This window comes from Parabacteroides massiliensis (genome assembly GCF_900155425.1).
GTDB lineage: Bacteria > Bacteroidota > Bacteroidia > Bacteroidales > Tannerellaceae > Parabacteroides > Parabacteroides massiliensis.
The window spans coordinates 1,154,276-1,171,365 of record NZ_LT700189.1; the positions used below are offsets into that span (position 1 = coordinate 1,154,276).

A 17,090-nucleotide genomic window follows, 5' to 3' on the forward strand; every position below is an offset into this window, starting at 1 on the left:
GATTGACTTTTATACACCGGAACGGTACTTTTCGTGACGCACATATAAACAGCCTGCTTGGATTATGAAAAAAGCTTGCCGTTTGTCAATCTTTTTACCGGAGTTCCTGACATTTCTGCAAAGCCTAACTTCTGTAGAATCGGATATTCAGAGAAACAAGGGGGAGAGTAAGGGAATATGGAAAAGTATTTGAGGGTATTCTCAAGGATTCCGGCATTCCGTTTCCGCAACGACCGTCTTCACCGCCATAACGACCGTCTTCGTTGCCGTGAACTGCAGGGTTCACCTTATATGAAAACGGTCGTCATGGCAATGAAGACGGTCGTCAGGAGAAAAAACCGCGCACCTCATGGAAAAGAGCCTTTCCAAGACCTTATTTGGGATCCGTAAAAATTGTTTGCGGATCCGCTCGTGAAGGGATTTCAGGCCGTTTTCAAGATGTTTTTTACAATAAGGGGGGGGGGAAGGGCTTACCGACGTCAATTGCTTGTCATACGCTTGATGATGCTATAAGCATTGATGATACCCAACTCTCCGGCTTTGCTCAGATCGGCGATTCCCCGGTTGGCATCTCCTTGCGAAAGACGAGCCAATCCACGGTTGAAATAAGCCTCGGCAAATTCCGGATCGCGTTGGATCGCCTCACTGTAGTCCTGGATGGCTGCACGGAAATCACGTTGCGCACAACGCAGGTTTCCACGATTGAAATAAGCATATACGAAACCCGGATTCAATTTGATTACCATGTCGTAATCACGCGTAATCATTTCATGCTCGTAAGCCCGCTTATTATCTTTCAAGGATGCGGAAGTCGGATCGGATGTCGCCGGCGTACGAACAACCGCCGGATTCTTGCCCATCTTAAGGTTCATGCTCATAGCAAAATCATCTTGAGAATTGGCGGCTTGCGACATATTATAGTCAAGTTGCTTATAGCGGACGACGGCTCGATTGAAATAGGCCATTGCAAAATTCGGGTCCAGTTCGATCACCTTCGTATAGTCCTTTATCGCTTCGGTAAAGTCCTGCACAAGCATAAAATCCAAAGCTCGCCCGAAATAAGCATCCACATCGTTCGGATTCTTCACGATATGAGCCGAGAAGTTATCGATAGAGGCGAAATGTGTGGCAACCTGATCTTCCGTGAGGGCTGCCTCCTCGTTTGTGAGACGCAACTTACGTTCCAATACCAGGCGGGCATTGTAATCTTCCACCATCTTATCATAATAAACCAACTTCTTTACTTGATCTATTTTTTCGTAATAGGTCAGGACAAACATCGGTTCCAAATCCACACGTACGTTGCGGTCCTGCACCCGTCCGCGAATTTCACTGTTATACTTCGTCTTGCGTACCTCTTCTTCATCATACACGACAAGGCGGTTGAACTTATCGATATTCTTATCCGACTGCTCACGCGTATTTTCATCTTTAGATGTCGGATCAGCCGATTGCGTACCAGCGTTGTTCCCATTCCGGGAAGCGACCGCATTACCCGAAGAGTTTCCATTCTTCTTTTGCTGTTCCATATTATAGGCAGTCCAGTAGTCACGATCGGCTCCCACTTCGTCATGCATTTTCCGCTTCACCTCCGCACGGCTGTAATAACCGGCGACAAAGTTCGGATACTGCTGCAACACGACATCAAAATCATGTACGGCTCCCTGATAATCACCCGTTTCGTAGCGCAACAACGCCCGGTTGTAATAAGCCATATAGTTATCCGGTTCGATCTCGATCACAACATCGAAGTCTTCGATAGCCCGGTTATTATCACCGATCTGGGCCCGAAGCAATCCCCGGTTAAAGCGTGCAATCAGGTTGTGGCTATCCATGCCGACTACCTGGTCGTAATCCGCCATAGCGCCACGCAAGTCCTTCAACTGATAGCGCACCAAGCCTCTATTGATATAATAACCGCTCTCGCGGGTATTCAGACGGATAGCCTCGTTCAGATCGGCAAGCGCATCTTTCAAGTTGTTCATTTGGTAAAGCAGGATCGCCCGGTTTCCATAAGCAGGAGCATAATAGGGATCCATGCTGATCGCCTTATCATAATCGGCAAGCGCCTTGACCGTATCTCCCTTCTCGGTGTACATCGCACCACGCGTCAGATAGTTCATGGAATATTTGGGGTGGGCCGCCATCAGGTCGTCAAAAACTTTTTCTGCTTCATTAAAATCTTTCTTCTGGATATTGGCAACCGCCATGTTCACCAGCATCTGACGGTCTTCCGCCTTAAATTCCAACCCTTTTTTGTAATCAGCTATTGCTTCGTCAAACTTCTCCTGGCTCTGACGGGCAATACCACGCGCGTAATATGCCTGCACAAGGAAAGGGTTTCGCTCAAGACAAAGCGTACAGTCTTCTTCTGCTCCTTTATAATCGTCCAGATTGATTTTTGCCACAGCACGGTAGAAATACGGTTCAGCCAACCAAGGTTTCGATTTGATAACCTGATTAAAATATTGTATAGAAAGAACATAGTCCTCAAAATACAAAGCATTGCGTCCGATAGTCAATACACGGTCCGTATTGATCTGTGCAAACATGGCCAACGAACACAGCTGGAATATAAATAAAAGAATCGCTTTCTTCATCTATTATAAAAATATTCAACATTGATCAGTCGCAAAAGTAAGTAAATAATCTTAGCCGTTAAAACCAATCTATAAAAAAAGCTTTCACAGACTGCAAAACAGTGTGAAAGCTTTCTATATTTATTTGCTTCAGCTATTTACTTCGGCTGAATCTTAACCATCAAATGATCTTTGGGTATCTTATCACCTTCCTTCACTCCCAGTTCGACAATCGTACCTGCCACGGGTGCAACCACCCGGTTGTACATCTTCATCGCCTGATGGATCAGTAGCAACTGGCCGGCTTCGACTTCCTGGCCTTTTTGCACTTCCACTTTAACGATCGTCCCGGGAAGATGAGAAATCACATCACCGACAAAGGGCTTATGCCACATTTTGCGGTTCTTATATTTTGCAGTCAGCGTCGTTTTATATTTGCGAGCCGTTACTACAAAATCCACATATTCGTTCTCTTTCTCTTTCTTTTCCATATCCAAAAGTTTTTACAGCGTTAATTAGAACGGAGGCAATCCGTGCTTCTTAGCCGGCCTGTATTCCTCTTTCAATACAGAAAGTTTAAGCGCGTGAAGCAACAAGGAACGTGTTTCTTTCGGCTCGATAACAGAATCGATGAATCCTTTGGACGCAGCCACGTAAGGATTTGCGAATTTCTCGATATATTCCTTTACCTTTTCCTGGCGCATTGCGTTTTGGTCTTCTGCTTCCATGATCTCCTTACGGAAGATGATATTGGCAGCTCCTTCCGGTCCCATTACCGCAATTTCCGCACTCGGCCATGCAAACATAAAGTCCGCACCCAGGTGGCGTGAGTTCATGGCGATATAACCGCCGCCATAGGCCTTACGCAGGATAACCGTGATCTTGGGTACGGTCGCTTCGGAATAAGCATACAGCACTTTTGCACCGTGGCGGATCACACCGGCATGTTCCTGGTCGACACCCGGCAAATAGCCCGGCATATCCTCCAACGTGATAATCGGAATATTGAAAGAATCGCAGAAACGGATAAAACGTGCAGCCTTATCGGCACTGTCACAATCCAGCACACCGGCCAATACCATCGGCTGGTTGGCTACGAAACCGACTGTTTCACCTCCCATACGGCCGAAACCGATCACAATGTTGGCTGCCCACAGTTCCTGTACCTCCAAGAAGTCGGAATCATCCACGATACATTTGATAACGTTACGTACATCATACGGTTGCTTCGGATCTGCGGGAACTACTTCTTCGATGTTCATGATCGCAGCAGGTTCCTTCGGTTCTGCCATTTTTGCACGTTCCCGGTTATTCCACGGGATAAAGCTGACCAGACGTTTAACCTGCTCGAAACATTCCTGTTCGCTCTGAGCATAGAAATGAGCGTTACCGGTTGTTTCAGCATGGACGCGTGCACCTCCCAGGTCTTCCATAGAGATATCTTCGCCCAACACGGTCTTGATCACGTTAGGACCTGTAATAAACATCTTGGAGATGTTTTCTACGACAAACACGAAGTCCGTCAAAGCCGGAGAATATACGGCTCCACCGGCACAAGGTCCCAGAATCAAAGAAATCTGAGGAATAACACCGGAAGCAATTGTATTGCGATAGAATATTTCACCATACCCTGCCAATGCGCCTACACCTTCCTGGATACGCGCACCGCCCGAGTCGTTGATTCCAATAATCGGACATTTCATTTTCAAAGCATGATCCATGATCTTCGTGATCTTACGTGCATGCTGCAAGCCCAGCGAACCACCGGCAACCGTAAAGTCCTGCGCATAGATACAAACCGGAGCACCAAAGATCGTACCTGTACCTGTAACAACACCATCACCGGGTAAATCTTTCTTATCCATACCGAAATCACGACCATCGTGCTTCACGAACAGGTCATATTCGTGGAAAGAATTCTTGTCCAACAAGGATAGAATACGATCACGGGCTGTCAATTTACCCATCGCGATCTGCTTTTCGATGGCGGCTTCGCCTCCACCCATCTCAACGACGGCTTTCTTTTCCCTGAGGGCCTGAATGTTTTTACTTAAATCTGTCATACTGATTAGTTAATAGAGTTCTTATTACTTACCAACCGCTTTTGCTTTATAGGAGCAACGGGCTGTTCCTTTAATAATACTATTTAATTTGCTTTTATTCAACTGACGGCGGATCCCGGAAATATTGTCGATAAAAACATGGCCTTCCAGATGTTCGCACTCATGCTGTACGACACGGGCGGCAAATCCTTCTACCGTTTCTTCATGTTCTTTCCAATCTTCATCCAGGTATTTCACGCGCACTTTTGCCGAACGGGACACTTTCTCATGTACCCCCGGCAGACTCAGGCAACCTTCTTCCATCGAAACTTCTTCTTCGCTTTTTTCAAGGAAAACAGGATTGATCATCGCACGCTTGAATCCTTTACATTCGGGGAAATCATCTCCCATCACGTCGGCATCGATTACCAAAAGGCGTAATGACAAACCGACCTGCGGAGCAGCCAGCCCTACGCCATCGGCATTGTACATCGTCTCAAACATATTGGCTACCAATTGTTTCAACTCCGGGTAATCCATCGGAACTTCTTCAGCCTCTTTTCTTAACACAGGCTGTCCATATAAATATACTGGCAAAATCATAACTTTTATAACTGATATTTCTTATTTTCCAAATATGACTGCAAGATAATAACCGCACTGATCTCATCCACCAATCCTTTATCCTGCCTTTTCTTTTTCTTCAATCCTCCGTCCAACATTGCCTTATGCGCCAAAACGGAAGTAAATCGTTCATCGTAATATTCCACCGGAATATCCGGAAGCGTCCGTTTCAAGTGTGTAACAAAAGCTTCCACATATTTCATATTTTCTGAAGGTTCGTTGTTCATCTGTTTCGGAAGGCCGACTACAAAACGCTCGACAGGTTCGCGCGAGACGTAGTCCGCCAGAAACTTCACGAGTTCGCCACTCGGAACGGTTGTCAGTCCGTTTGCTATCATCTGCAACGTATCCGTAACTGCCAATCCGGTACGTTTCCGACCATAATCAATTGCTATAATCCTTCCCATCGGGCACAAAGATAACATAAATTCAACTCTTAATTACACATATATACAAAAAGTGTGCAATTTTATACTTAGTATGCGTTCTTTTCTCCTTTGAACATATTGAGAACCGTCACGACTATAATCTTAAGATCCAGGAAGAAAGACCAGTTCTCGATATACCAGACATCTCGTTTCACACGGCCTTCCATCTGTTCCAATGTTTTTGTTTCTCCTCTGTAGCCTGTTACCTGTGCCCAACCTGTCACACCCGGTTTGACCAGATGGCGAACCATGTACTTGTCGATTAGCGCAGAGTATTGCTCGGTATGCTTCAGCATATGGGGACGCGGCCCTACGACAGACATTTCTCCTCTCAACACATTAATAAATTGGGGAAATTCATCCAGGTTCGTCCGACGAAGAAAATCTCCGACCTTCGTTTTACGCGGGTCGTTTTTCACCGCCTGCAGGGAATCAGCCTGTGCATTGACTTTCATCGTGCGAAACTTATAGCACCTGAAATCCTGCCCGTACAGTCCCGTTCTTTTTTGCTTGAACAAAATAGGCCCCGGGGAGCTCAGCTTGATCATGATACCGACCACGACATACAATATCGGGAATATCGTCACCAGAATTATGGTAGAAAAAAGAATATCGAACGTACGCTTCAACGCCCGGTTATAGGCTGCCTGCAAAGGTTCGCGGCGGACAGTCATCAAAGGAATGGACTCCAAGACCTCCATCACAAGACTCTTCTTCAAGTTCCGATAAAATTCCGGCACGATATAGAAACGGATCATGTGCTTCTCCGCAAAATTCAGCAGACGGACGATCTTTTCATCGTTCGTACCAGGCAAGGTACAGTAAATTTCATCCACATCATTTGCCAACACAAAGTCTTCCACTTCATTTGTCATACCCAAATAATTCGGGAGGACAGATTTCAAGGACAGGTTATCATCAAAGAACCCTAAGATATTGAAACCGTAGGACAGATCGTCCTTCATCACCTTATACAGTTCCATCCCGTTCTTCCCGGCTCCGACAATCACTATCTTCTTGAAGTTATATCCTTTCCGGCGATACATCTTCAAAGTTACGCGTACAATAACACGCCACAACGAAAATATAACAATCGTAACGACATAATAAATCAACAGGAAAGTCGCCAGCACATCCCCGACATTCAGAAAAATCAGGCACGTGGCAAACAGGAAAAACATGATCGTAACCAACAGGAAAGCCCTTTGCACAATTTTGTCGATAAAGACAATGGACAGATGCAACTGCAAAGGGACAAAATAGAGGGAGAAAAAATAACAGAAATTCAACAAAAGCACCACCTCACGCAAATTCTCAGTGATAGCTGATGTATATAAATTATTCAATCCATAGTAGACAAGAAAGAAAAGAAGATTCAGAACGATCAGATCCCCAACGCCTATCAACCATTGAATAAGATAACCATGTTTTTTATTTAACTCCATAACAACGCTCTAAAATCATGCAAAAATAAGCAATATTTCCGAGCAAAAAAAAGGCTGCACAGATTATGTGCAGCCCTTCGGAATATAATCAGAAATTAATTAATTATTTGCAGACATGATAACAACACGGTTCCAGTTGTTTTCGCTGTACGGCTGAACATCAGAACCCTTCCATTCGATTGTGATCTGGCTGGAAGAGATACCGTATTTGTCGATCAATTCTTTAGCAACGGCTCTTGCACGTTTTTCAGAAAGCTGCATATTGTAAGAACCTGTACCAGTTTTCTTATCAGCATAACCGATAACCTTGATAGGCACATTGTTATCTTTCATGAACTGTGCAGTATTATAGATGCTAACCTGCTGGTTCTTGTCGATCTTAGCGCTATTGATACGGAAGTATACCACATTGTCTACATAGTTGTTAACAACGTTAGTTACGACTTCTTCGCATTCAGGACAAGAAACCGGACGTTTGCTCAATTCGTCGTTTTCAGCACGCAAAGCGTTGATCTGGCCGTTCAGGTCGTTCAACAAAGCGTAGTCCATCGGTTCCAACACTTCGAAATCAGTCTTACCCAGTTTGAAAGTCAAACCTGCGCTCAACTGGCCGATACCGTCAGTCAGGTGGTACATAGCAACACGGTTAAACTGTTCGTTCAGCAATGAACCCTGAACTTCAACGTTCAAATCCACACGTTTGCTCAAACGGAATGCAGTCAAGATACCGAAGTTAACCGTCGGAGATTCTGTTCTTGGAATACCTCTGTTATCATCGGAGTTTTTGAAACGCTGTGCGTAACCAAGACCGATCCAAGGAATCAAACGGAATACTTTCTTTTCATTATAAGGAGCCCAGAAATTCGTTACATCCCACAACAAATCGGCATGAGCGGCTGCATATTTATTGTGCTGCATAAATGTAGCGCCTGTGTTTTCAAAACCGTGCAACACACCACCGTTCAACTGGAGACGCAGAGCCAAATACGGATTGAACCATTTACCGACAGAGAACTGAGGAGCGAAATTCAAACGATTTTTAAAATCGGCTTCACTGTTCTGGTCACCAAATAAAACACTTGCACCACCGGCAATAGAAATAAACCAGTTGTCGCCAGCTTTGTTCTTTTTGAAGTTTGTTTTATAACCCGCCTCGTTACTAAATCCAACCTGCGGTTTAAATTCCTGCGCAGAAACAGAGAAAACAAAACCTGACAACAAAGCTAAAAGTAATACTTTAGTCTTCATATTCATCAACATTTTAATTAAACAATCAATTACCTCTAATCTTGCTCAAATATATTGCAAAATTAACTCTTTTTCCAATTATAACAAATAAAAACAATAAAAGTTTGATTCTACTCAAAATAATTCAATATCTCATAGCCGCCTTTTCTAAGATACGATTCTTTCTTCATCAACTTTATATCATTGGATATCATATCCGCTATTAATGCGGGCAAATCGTACTTCGGCTCCCAGCCTAAGCGGGTGCGAGCCTTTGTCGCATCACCGATCAGCAGCTCGACTTCGGTCGGACGAAAATATTGCGGATCGACACCAACCACCTCATTCCCAATTCGTTTCCGAAGATTATCGAGATAAGCCTCACCGACTCTTTCAATAAACACTTTTTCGTCAATATAGTTTAAGACAGCTACCTCATTAACATTTTCTCCTTTAAAAAGAATTTCCACGCCAATCTCGGCGAACGCCATTTTCAAAAAATCGCGGATAGTTGTCGTAATTCCCGTCGCTATGACGTAATCGGACGGTTCGTCCTGCTGAAGGATGGCATACATCGCACGGACATAGTCTTTTGCATGTCCCCAGTCGCGTTTGGAAGAAAGATTCCCCATATAAACCTTTTTCTGCATGCCTAAAGCAATACGGGAAACAGCCCGCGTCACCTTACGCGTCACGAAGGTTTCCCCTCTCAGAGGAGACTCATGGTTGAACAAAATGCCGTTCGACGCATGCATTTTATAGGCCTCACGATAGTTCACCGTTATCCAGTAACCGTAAAGTTTGGCTACGGCATACGGACTTCTCGGATAAAAAGGAGTCGTTTCTTTCTGTGGAACTTCCTGCACCAAACCATAAAGTTCGGATGTGGAAGCCTGGTAAATACGTGTCTTGGGGATCAGGTTCAGCAGACGAACCGCCTCCAGGATACGCAAGACACCCAGACCATCGGCATTAGCCGTATATTCGGGAGTATCGAAACTCACTTTCACATGACTCATAGCCGCCAGATTATATATCTCGTCCGGCTGTGTCTCACCGATGATACGAGTCAGGTTCAAACTGTCGGTCAGATCGCCATAATGCAAGATCAGATTACGGTTTTCCACATGCGGGTCCTGATAAAGATGGTCGATACGATCCGTGTTGAACATAGACGACCGGCGCTTGATGCCGTGTACTACATATCCCTTCTTAATCAAATATTCGGCCAGGTAAGCTCCGTCCTGCCCTGTTATTCCTGTTATTAATGCAACTTTGCTCACTTTTTGATGTATGATTTGTGATTTATGATTTATGTTTCCAGATTTATGTTTCCAGATTTATGATTTGAGATTTATGATTTATTATCAACGCATAAATCATAAATCTCAAATCATAAATGCTGCAAGTACCAATTATAGAGGCGTTCAACCCCTTCGTCCACTTCAATCGTATGATGCCAACCCAAAGCATGCAGCTTCGTAACATCCGTCAGTTTACGCATCGTCCCGTCCGGTTTGGACGAATCAAATACGATATTACCCGTAAAACCGACCTTTTCACGGATCAGGGAAGCCACTTCCCGGATGGTGAGTTCTTTTCCTGTACCTATATTAATATGTGTATTCCGGATATCGCCGGTAGCAGGACAGACATCGGCAAAATCGACCTTTTCCATCACATAGACGGAAGCGTCTGCCATCTCTTCGCTCCAAAGGAACTCACGGAGCGGTTCGCCTGTGCCCCATAGCTCCACTTTACCGGGATAGATGCCATACTTGGCAAGGAGCTCCAATATTTCGGATTCGGAAGCATCACCGGATACGTTTTCAACCGGACGTCCATCCAAATCCTTCCGGACAGCATCCCAATTTCCTTCGGAAAGACATTTGCCTAAATGTATTTTACGGATCATGGCCGGCAGCACATGCGAAGTCTCCAGGTTGAAATTATCATTCGGCCCATACAGGTTGGTCGGCATCACGGCAATATAGTTAGTCCCGTATTGCAAGTTATAACTCTCGCACATCTTGATCCCGGCAATCTTGGCAATCGCATAAGGTTCATTCGTATATTCGAGAGGCGAAGCAAGCAGGCAATCCTCCGGCATCGGTTGCGGAGCGTTTCCCGGATAAATGCAAGTACTCCCCAAGAACAGGAGTTTCTTTACCTTATTCAGATAAGAAGCATGAATCACATTGTTCTGAATCATTAGATTCTCGTAAATAAAGTCGGCGCGGTAACGGCTGTTCGCCATAATTCCTCCGACATGGGCGGCCGACAGGAACACATATTCCGGCTTCTCGACCGCAAAGAAATCATGAACGGCCTGCTGGTCGGTCAAATCCAGTTCCATATGCGTACGCAAGACAAAATTCGTATACCCTTTTGTCTTCAGATTCTTCAGGATGGCGGAACCGACCAGGCCCCGATGACCTGCTACAAATATTTTACTATCCTTATTCATTTTCTCCTTTTATCAATTTCAGCAGATATTGTCCGTACTGGTTCTTCAGCATCGGAGAGGCAACCTGCCTCAACCGTTCAGCATCGATCCAGCCGTTCCGGTAAGCGATTTCTTCCAGGCAGGCTATTTTCAACCCTTGCCGTTTTTCGATCACCTCGACGAAGGTAGAGGCTTCGGAAAGAGAATCGTGCGTGCCGGTGTCAAGCCAGGCAAAACCACGTCCTAAAAGGCGGACTTTCAATTCTTCGTCCTTCAGGAATTCCTGGTTGACAGTCGTAATTTCCAGTTCTCCACGGGCGGAAGGTTTAATCCGTTTGGCAACCTCCACCACCTTATTCGGATAGAAATAGAGACCGACAACCGCATAATTCGATTTCGGGCATGCCGGTTTTTCTTCAATGCTCAACACATTTCCCGCCTCATCGAATTCGGCCACGCCATAGCGTTCCGGATCATTGACGTAATAACCGAAGACTGTTGCTTTTTGTTCGTTTTCCGCATCGGCCACGGCGCCTTTCAGCATAGCCGTAAAACTCTGCCCGTAAAAGATATTGTCGCCCAAAACCAAGCAAACGGAATCATTCCCGATAAACTCCTCTCCGATCAGAAAAGCCTGTGCCAATCCGTCCGGCGAAGGCTGTTCGGCATACTCGAAACGAACGCCATAATCGGAGCCGTCGCCTAACAGACGCCGGAAACCGGGAAGATCCTGCGGTGTGGAAATCACCAATATCTCGCGTATTCCGGCCAGCATCAACACTGACACCGGATAATAGACCATCGGTTTATCATAAATAGGCAATAACTGTTTTGAAACTCCTTTGGTTATCGGATACAAACGCGTACCGGACCCTCCTGCTAAAACAATACCTTTCATAATCTTCTATGATTTATAACTTATGATTTTGAATTTATGTATCAATAGTAATTCAAAATCATAAACCCTTAATAATTATAATGAAGGGCAAATGTATTAAAAATAATTCACTTTACCGGCCCGGCGGAACTTTTCTTTCCCAAGGTTTGTTACAAAGTAGATTTCAAAATAATTAAAAAACGAATTTATTATGAAGACTTTTATTGACACAATCAACTTCGGAGTAAAAAACTGGTGGGTTTCCCTGCTGCTGGGGCTGCTTTATATCCTTATTGCAATCTGCCTGATGTTCACACCACTGGCAAGCTATATCGCACTGAGCGTTTTGTTCAGCATTTCCATGTTTGTCAGCGGCACGCTGGAAATCCTTTTTGCCGTCTCCAACAAAAAGAATATTTCCAGTTGGGGCTGGTATCTGGCAAGCGGTATCATCGACTTGATTTTAGGCATCTACCTAATGGCCAATATCGGTTTGAGCATGGCTGTGTTGCCTTTCATCGTTGCCTTCTGGCTGATGTTCCGCGGTTTTGCTTCAACCGGCTATGCTATGGACCTGAAACGTTATGGGACTCGCAACTGGGGCTGGTATATGGCTTTCGGCGTACTGGCGATCCTTTGCAGTATCGGCATCATCTGGCAGCCGGGCCTCGGCGTGCTATCTCTTGTCTATATGATCGCATACACTCTGCTGATCATCGGAATCTTCCGGGTCATGCTTTCCTTCGAGCTGAAGAGCCTGCACAAACGGAACAAAGAATACAACGGATAATCCGTTCGGAATATTAAAATGGCGGCCGGTCGACCATCCGCAAAGTTACCTGCTGTTCGGATGAAGCTCCGACAAAACCCAAACCGCCCGACACGTTTTGAGGGACAATGACCGGCTCCATAAAAGTTTCGTTATAATCTTCCGAATTCAGGCAGTTCATCGCACGCAAATAACGATAATACGGTTGTGATATGCTCAACAGGCGGACCGTGACATCCAAGTAATAATGATCTTTTCTATTCGATTCGCTAATATTGGGAACAGAGGTGTAGACTTTAAGGGTGTACGAGCCGTTTTCAAAACGCCCGTCCGTGAAGACATTGTTGAGATTACGGACTGTCAAATCCAGGATACCGAATTTGTCGTCGTCGGCAGTCGTAAGATGCCCGTCGGTCAACACGATATCCTCTTGGTTGATAATTTCGGGATAAAAAGGAAAGGGACCGTATCTGACACCATCTTCCGAAGAAACCCGGTATGTATTTTCTTCGATAATAAGACGGTAATAGTTTTTCTCGTTCGGACGGTCGTGGATCGTTATTTTGTATTGCATGCAATCCATCATACTGTAGCTGCCCCTCAGCTGCGTACGGAGTGTATCCACACGGATGGGTTCTTCGATCGGCAACGGGATTTCCACCTCGCAGCCGGCCCGGTATTGCCCGTCTCCGGTTGTCGCCTCAAAGCGAATGTGATCACCGGGGCGGAAAGGGGTTTTCAACTTACAATTGGGATCACCGGAAAAGGCATAGACCTTCTCCACCTGCGCCGTTTCGGTCTTTTCGCCATTGACATAGACGGTAATGGAGCCATTGGACACATAATCCGCCTGCAGCTCGTCATCCTCGACCATGCGCAGGAACACTCCGTTCTCTTCCTTTCCGGCTTCGAGAAAAGCATTCATCAGAAGTTGCGGAGCTTGCGGCTTGTCCATGTATGGAAGTTCATTTTCGCAAGCCGGGAACAGCATGGAAGCCAGTATGAATAACAGGGATAATTTCTTTTTCATAATTCTACCTCTTTTTTTATCAGAACCGGTATGTATAGGTAATCGAAGGGACACAAGGCAGAAGCGTCTGCTTTATCAGTTTCGTTTTTTGCTTCCAGATTGTCTCATAGCTACCATCCGGCTTAATATGTTCTACTCCGATATATTCTTCTTCCTTATAGACAAGGTTGGGAGTCATGGCATTATAGGCGTTATAGATCGAAATATTCCAAGTCTGCATGCCACGACGCAGTTTCTTATGGAAATTGATGCTCAGATTCAACCGGTGACTGACGGGGAGACGGTAATTGTTGCGATGGGAAATGTAGTCGATCAAGTTGCCCGATGCCGTCCCGGTACGCTGCTCGGCGACCGTAGCCGTTCCGCCCGTATTGAAAACCCAAGTGATCCCAATATCCGTTTTCTTGCTGAAAGCATGGTTCACACAAAGGTTGATGTTGTGGCGCCGGTCGTATTTATAAGGGAAACGTTCGCCGTTGTTGACTGTCCCATCCTTGAACCGGCGGTCGCTCTTGGCGATCGTATACCCCAACCATCCCGTTGTTTTCCCGATGGTTTTTTGGGCTAAAACCTCCAGGCCGAACGAACGTCCCCGGCCCATCTCCACCTTTTCCTGCCATCCGCCGGATGATCCGAAAAAGGTGGCGCCATCCTGGTATTCCAACACATTATGCATATCCTTATAATAACTTTCCAAAGAGAACTCCCACCCTTTCACACCGGTATAATAACCGCCGACAGCATACTGGAAAGAGTGCATCGGGCGGATATCTTTAGTTACGGGGACCCACAAATCGGTCGGCAGCGAAATCGGCGAGGATGACAACAGGTGGACATACTGTTCCATCTGCGTGAAGGAGGCCTTTGCCGCAAAATCGTCATGAAAACGATATCGGGCAGAGAGGCGAGGTTGTGCCGACAGGTAGCCTTTCCCTTGCGTGGAAAACAGAGAGAGATGGATACCGGCATTCAGGCTCAGACGGTCGCCGATATCGACATTGTCTTCGGCATAGAGCGAGAACTCGTGTCCGTGCAGATAGCTGTTCGAAGAATCGTTGTAGACAGTGTCCTGCGCCGTCTGCCCGTCTGCGGCTTCTTTCACACGCGAGGTAGTCACCTCCGGGCGGAACGTATGATACAGATAGGTAGCCCCGAACTTGACATGATGGTCAGGGGCAGGCATATAATCGAAATCCGTCCGAAAACTCCAGTCGTGTATACCGGAACGGTAATCGGAATTATAGACATACGATTCGTTTTTATCGGTTATCCGATTGCCGTCTTTGTCCGTCTCGAAGATGTCTTTCCGGTAAGCGTCTGCCATGCTCATCTGATAATGGTTGTATGCCACGGTCGTATTGCTGAATAGCTTGCTGTTGAAGACATAATTCCACCGTCCGGCAGCAATCGTGTTCCCCCAGTTGAAATCGATCCGGCTGTTGTAGAAATACATACTCGCCCCATAGTTATTCGAATAGCCGTCATATTCCTTGTCCTGCTTATAATCGTAATGGTCTTTCCCTTTGTAGAAACTGAGGAACAGGCGGCTACGGTCGGAAAACTTATGGTTCACCTTGGCATTGATATCATAGAAATAGTAATTGTACTTCTTGTCCTCCGGCAAAAACGGCCTTGCCACCAGGTCGAGATAGGTACGGCGACCGGTCAGGCAAAAGGATGTCCTGTCTTTCAGGATCGGGCCTTCGAGGTGCAGCTTGCTGGTCAACAGACCGATGCTGACCGTGCCGTGGTAATTCTGCATATCGCCGTCGTTTGTCCGGATATCCACGATAGAAGACAGACGGCCGCCGTAGCGGGCGGGAAACGACCCTTTGAAAAGCGTGACCTTTTTCATCGCTTCCGGCGTGAAGATGGAGAACACACCCAACATATGGTCGGCATTGTAGATGGGGATACCATCCAGAAGGATCAGGTTCTGATCCGGTCCGCCTCCTCTCACATACAGTCCGCTGAACCCTTCCGTTCCGGCCTGTACGCCGGGCATCAACTGGATCGTTTTGAGGATATCGGCCTCACCCAAGATGGCCGGCGTATTCTTGATCTGTGTCATCGGGATGTCCAACGTGCCCATACCCGTTGCCCGGATGCCTGTCTCTTTCTTTTCGGATAGGACGACGACTTCCGCCAACTGGTTATTGGTCTGCAAGCGGATGTTCATCACTGTGTCCCGGTCTAAGAAGAAACGGCAATGCTTGGTTTCATATCCTAAATACGAAAAGAAAAGTCCGGTCTCTCCTTCCGGCAAGGTGAGGCTGTAGAACCCGAAAGGATTCGTCGAAGTCCCGGTATGATAGCCGGATTCCAGGACATTGGCGCCGATCAGCGTTTCGGACGACAAGGAATCGGTTATATATCCGCTGACCGTATATTTACGGGAAACAGGCCGTTCGCCTAACAAGATGTGCGTGCCGGAGATTTTAAACGTTATCGCTTCCTGCCTGAATGCTTGTTGCAGGATTTCCTCGATGGTCTTCTGGCGGACATCGAGGGTGACGGGCTGCCGAAGCCGCACTCTTTCGCCATAGATAAACGAAAAGCCGGTGGAGTCCTCCAGCCGGCGGACTAAAGTGTCCAGCGTGGCTTGCCGGACCTGGAAGTCCAGACGCGCCGCCCGGTCTTGTGCGACGAGCGGCGCAATTCTGAAAACTATCCATAATAGAAGAATAAGCCGGGCAAACCGGCGGAGACAATATAGGTAATAATTCATGACTTAGTTAAGTTTAGAATGGATCCAGATCGTGTCATTTACCTTTGCATAACTGAAATTTCCGGCAGACTGAAGCAGATCGAGCATCTGATCCAAACTCTCGCCTCCGGTAAAATGCGCCCTGATACGAAAATCCTTTATATCTTCATCCGTAATCTTGATTTTCACGTGAAAAGCATTTGACAACTCCCGTGCAATCTCCTGCAACGGCAGATAGTCAAAATGAAAATGGCCGTCGCGCCAACCGATAGCCGTACGGTTTTCCTCTGTTTTTTCTTCCTTCAATGTTTTGTCGGCCCGATTGTAAATGGCACTTTCCCCGGGAGAAAGCCTAAGCCGCCTGCTACCAGCCGGTGCACTGACGGCAACGGAACCTTCCAACAGAGTCGTCTTCACTTCTGCATCACCGGGATAGGCTTCAACATTAAAATGTGTTCCGAGCACTTCGACCTCGACTGGGTCCGCTTTCACGATAAAGGGATGCAGGGTGTCTTTCTCGACTTCGAAATAAGCCTCCCCCTGCAATTGCACTTCCCGCCTGTCCGCTTTGAAACGGTCCGGATAGGTCAAAGAGGAATAGCGGTTCAGCGTCACCTTCGTACGGTCCGGCAAAGTGATTACCGATATGGCCGGACCGGCTGAAACTGTCTGCATCGTTGCCGGCTTTCGGTAATCATAGATAAACCAGCTTGTAAGGCAAAGAAGGACGGATGCTGCGACAGCTCCTGCCAGAGGGAACAGCCTCAGCCGCTTCGCCCGGGGAGGAACGATCCGCCTCTCCAACAATTTCCAACTTTCGGGAGCGGAATAACGTCCGCGGGGCGAACGTGTGGAAGCAACGAGCTTGTCCAGTGTCTTTTCTATAGGATCGTATGAAGGTTCCATGCTTTTCTCT

Annotated in this window: 15 protein-coding genes; 2 read left to right on the forward strand and 13 right to left on the reverse strand. The window is 46.5% G+C overall.

Annotation, left to right across the window (positions count from 1 at the left end; all coding sequences use genetic code 11):
• Positions 1-177: 177 nt before the first annotated feature.
• A complete protein-coding gene (locus BQ9893_RS04930) occupies positions 178-390 on the forward strand; it encodes a hypothetical protein (RefSeq protein ID WP_075964991.1) in 213 nt (70 codons plus the stop codon).
• A gap of 89 nt (positions 391-479) precedes the next feature.
• Here the strand turns inward: BQ9893_RS04930 and BQ9893_RS04935 are convergent, their stop codons facing one another.
• From BQ9893_RS04935 to rfbA, 10 genes are all read right to left on the reverse strand, one after another.
• Positions 480-2,600, reverse strand: coding sequence for a tetratricopeptide repeat protein (locus BQ9893_RS04935; protein WP_075964992.1), 2,121 nt, complete (start codon positions 2,598-2,600; stop codon positions 480-482).
• A 137-nt stretch (positions 2,601-2,737) separates the two neighbouring features.
• On the reverse strand, positions 2,738-3,070 hold the full coding sequence (locus tag BQ9893_RS04940) for an acyl-CoA carboxylase biotin carboxyl carrier protein subunit (protein ID WP_075964993.1): 333 nt from the start codon (positions 3,068-3,070) through the stop codon (positions 2,738-2,740).
• 24 nt (positions 3,071-3,094) lie between these two features.
• Positions 3,095-4,642, reverse strand: coding sequence for an acyl-CoA carboxylase subunit beta (locus BQ9893_RS04945; RefSeq protein WP_075964994.1), 1,548 nt, complete (start codon positions 4,640-4,642; stop codon positions 3,095-3,097).
• A gap of 24 nt (positions 4,643-4,666) precedes the next feature.
• Complete coding sequence (gene def, locus BQ9893_RS04950; protein WP_075964995.1) at positions 4,667-5,224, reverse strand: peptide deformylase; 558 nt, start codon at positions 5,222-5,224, stop codon at positions 4,667-4,669.
• A gap of 5 nt (positions 5,225-5,229) precedes the next feature.
• Positions 5,230-5,652 (reverse strand): Holliday junction resolvase RuvX, encoded by a 423-nt coding sequence (gene ruvX / locus BQ9893_RS04955; RefSeq protein ID WP_075964996.1) that lies wholly within the window; start codon positions 5,650-5,652, stop codon positions 5,230-5,232.
• Between the two features lie 68 nt (positions 5,653-5,720).
• A complete protein-coding gene (locus BQ9893_RS04960; RefSeq protein WP_075964997.1) occupies positions 5,721-7,118 on the reverse strand; it encodes an undecaprenyl-phosphate glucose phosphotransferase in 1,398 nt (465 codons plus the stop codon).
• Positions 7,119-7,217: 99 nt separating this feature from the next.
• A complete protein-coding gene (locus tag BQ9893_RS04965) occupies positions 7,218-8,366 on the reverse strand; it encodes an OmpA family protein (protein WP_075965420.1) in 1,149 nt (382 codons plus the stop codon).
• Between the two features lie 110 nt (positions 8,367-8,476).
• A complete protein-coding gene (gmd, locus tag BQ9893_RS04970) occupies positions 8,477-9,628 on the reverse strand; it encodes a GDP-mannose 4,6-dehydratase (protein WP_075964998.1) in 1,152 nt (383 codons plus the stop codon).
• Positions 9,629-9,738: 110 nt separating this feature from the next.
• Positions 9,739-10,812: a GDP-L-fucose synthase family protein gene (locus tag BQ9893_RS04975; protein WP_075964999.1), complete on the reverse strand. Its 1,074-nt coding sequence runs from the start codon at positions 10,810-10,812 to the stop codon at positions 9,739-9,741.
• Positions 10,805-11,689: a glucose-1-phosphate thymidylyltransferase RfbA gene (gene rfbA / locus BQ9893_RS04980; RefSeq protein WP_075965000.1), complete on the reverse strand. Its 885-nt coding sequence runs from the start codon at positions 11,687-11,689 to the stop codon at positions 10,805-10,807. Before rfbA ends, BQ9893_RS04975 begins: the two co-directional genes overlap by 8 nt.
• A gap of 190 nt (positions 11,690-11,879) precedes the next feature.
• On the opposite strand from rfbA, the gene BQ9893_RS04985 reads away from it, so the two are divergent.
• Complete coding sequence (locus BQ9893_RS04985; protein ID WP_075965001.1) at positions 11,880-12,458, forward strand: HdeD family acid-resistance protein; 579 nt, start codon at positions 11,880-11,882, stop codon at positions 12,456-12,458.
• A gap of 13 nt (positions 12,459-12,471) precedes the next feature.
• On the opposite strand, the gene BQ9893_RS04990 is transcribed toward BQ9893_RS04985, so the two are convergent.
• The 3 genes from BQ9893_RS04990 to BQ9893_RS05000 are packed head-to-tail and all read right to left on the reverse strand — an operon-like array spanning position 12,472 to position 17,080.
• Positions 12,472-13,467, reverse strand: coding sequence for a DUF4249 domain-containing protein (locus tag BQ9893_RS04990; RefSeq protein ID WP_075965002.1), 996 nt, complete (start codon positions 13,465-13,467; stop codon positions 12,472-12,474).
• Between the two features lie 19 nt (positions 13,468-13,486).
• Positions 13,487-16,195, reverse strand: coding sequence for a TonB-dependent receptor (locus BQ9893_RS04995; RefSeq protein WP_075965003.1), 2,709 nt, complete (start codon positions 16,193-16,195; stop codon positions 13,487-13,489).
• Between the two features lie 3 nt (positions 16,196-16,198).
• Entirely contained in the window at positions 16,199-17,080 is an 882-nt protein-coding gene (locus BQ9893_RS05000) for a FecR family protein (RefSeq protein WP_075965004.1), read from the reverse strand.
• Positions 17,081-17,090 lie beyond the last annotated feature (10 nt).

Excerpts from the sequence above, each read along its gene's own strand:
- BQ9893_RS04930 (WP_075964991.1), top strand. The coding sequence starts at position 178 with ATGGAAAAGTATTTGAGGGTATTCTCAAGGATTCCGGCATTCCGTTTC.
- BQ9893_RS04935 (WP_075964992.1), bottom strand. The coding sequence starts at position 2,600 with ATGAAGAAAGCGATTCTTTTATTTATATTCCAGCTGTGTTCGTTGGCC.
- BQ9893_RS04940 (WP_075964993.1), bottom strand. The coding sequence starts at position 3,070 with ATGGAAAAGAAAGAGAAAGAGAACGAATATGTGGATTTTGTAGTAACG.
- BQ9893_RS04945 (WP_075964994.1), bottom strand. The coding sequence starts at position 4,642 with ATGACAGATTTAAGTAAAAACATTCAGGCCCTCAGGGAAAAGAAAGCC.
- def (WP_075964995.1), bottom strand. The coding sequence starts at position 5,224 with ATGATTTTGCCAGTATATTTATATGGACAGCCTGTGTTAAGAAAAGAG.
- ruvX (WP_075964996.1), bottom strand. The coding sequence starts at position 5,652 with ATGGGAAGGATTATAGCAATTGATTATGGTCGGAAACGTACCGGATTG.
- BQ9893_RS04960 (WP_075964997.1), bottom strand. The coding sequence starts at position 7,118 with ATGGAGTTAAATAAAAAACATGGTTATCTTATTCAATGGTTGATAGGC.
- BQ9893_RS04965 (WP_075965420.1), bottom strand. The coding sequence starts at position 8,366 with ATGAAGACTAAAGTATTACTTTTAGCTTTGTTGTCAGGTTTTGTTTTC.
- BQ9893_RS04975 (WP_075964999.1), bottom strand. The coding sequence starts at position 10,812 with ATGAATAAGGATAGTAAAATATTTGTAGCAGGTCATCGGGGCCTGGTC.
- rfbA (WP_075965000.1), bottom strand. The coding sequence starts at position 11,689 with ATGAAAGGTATTGTTTTAGCAGGAGGGTCCGGTACGCGTTTGTATCCG.
- BQ9893_RS04985 (WP_075965001.1), top strand. The coding sequence starts at position 11,880 with ATGAAGACTTTTATTGACACAATCAACTTCGGAGTAAAAAACTGGTGG.
- BQ9893_RS04990 (WP_075965002.1), bottom strand. The coding sequence starts at position 13,467 with ATGAAAAAGAAATTATCCCTGTTATTCATACTGGCTTCCATGCTGTTC.
- BQ9893_RS04995 (WP_075965003.1), bottom strand. The coding sequence starts at position 16,195 with ATGAATTATTACCTATATTGTCTCCGCCGGTTTGCCCGGCTTATTCTT.
- BQ9893_RS05000 (WP_075965004.1), bottom strand. The coding sequence starts at position 17,080 with ATGGAACCTTCATACGATCCTATAGAAAAGACACTGGACAAGCTCGTT.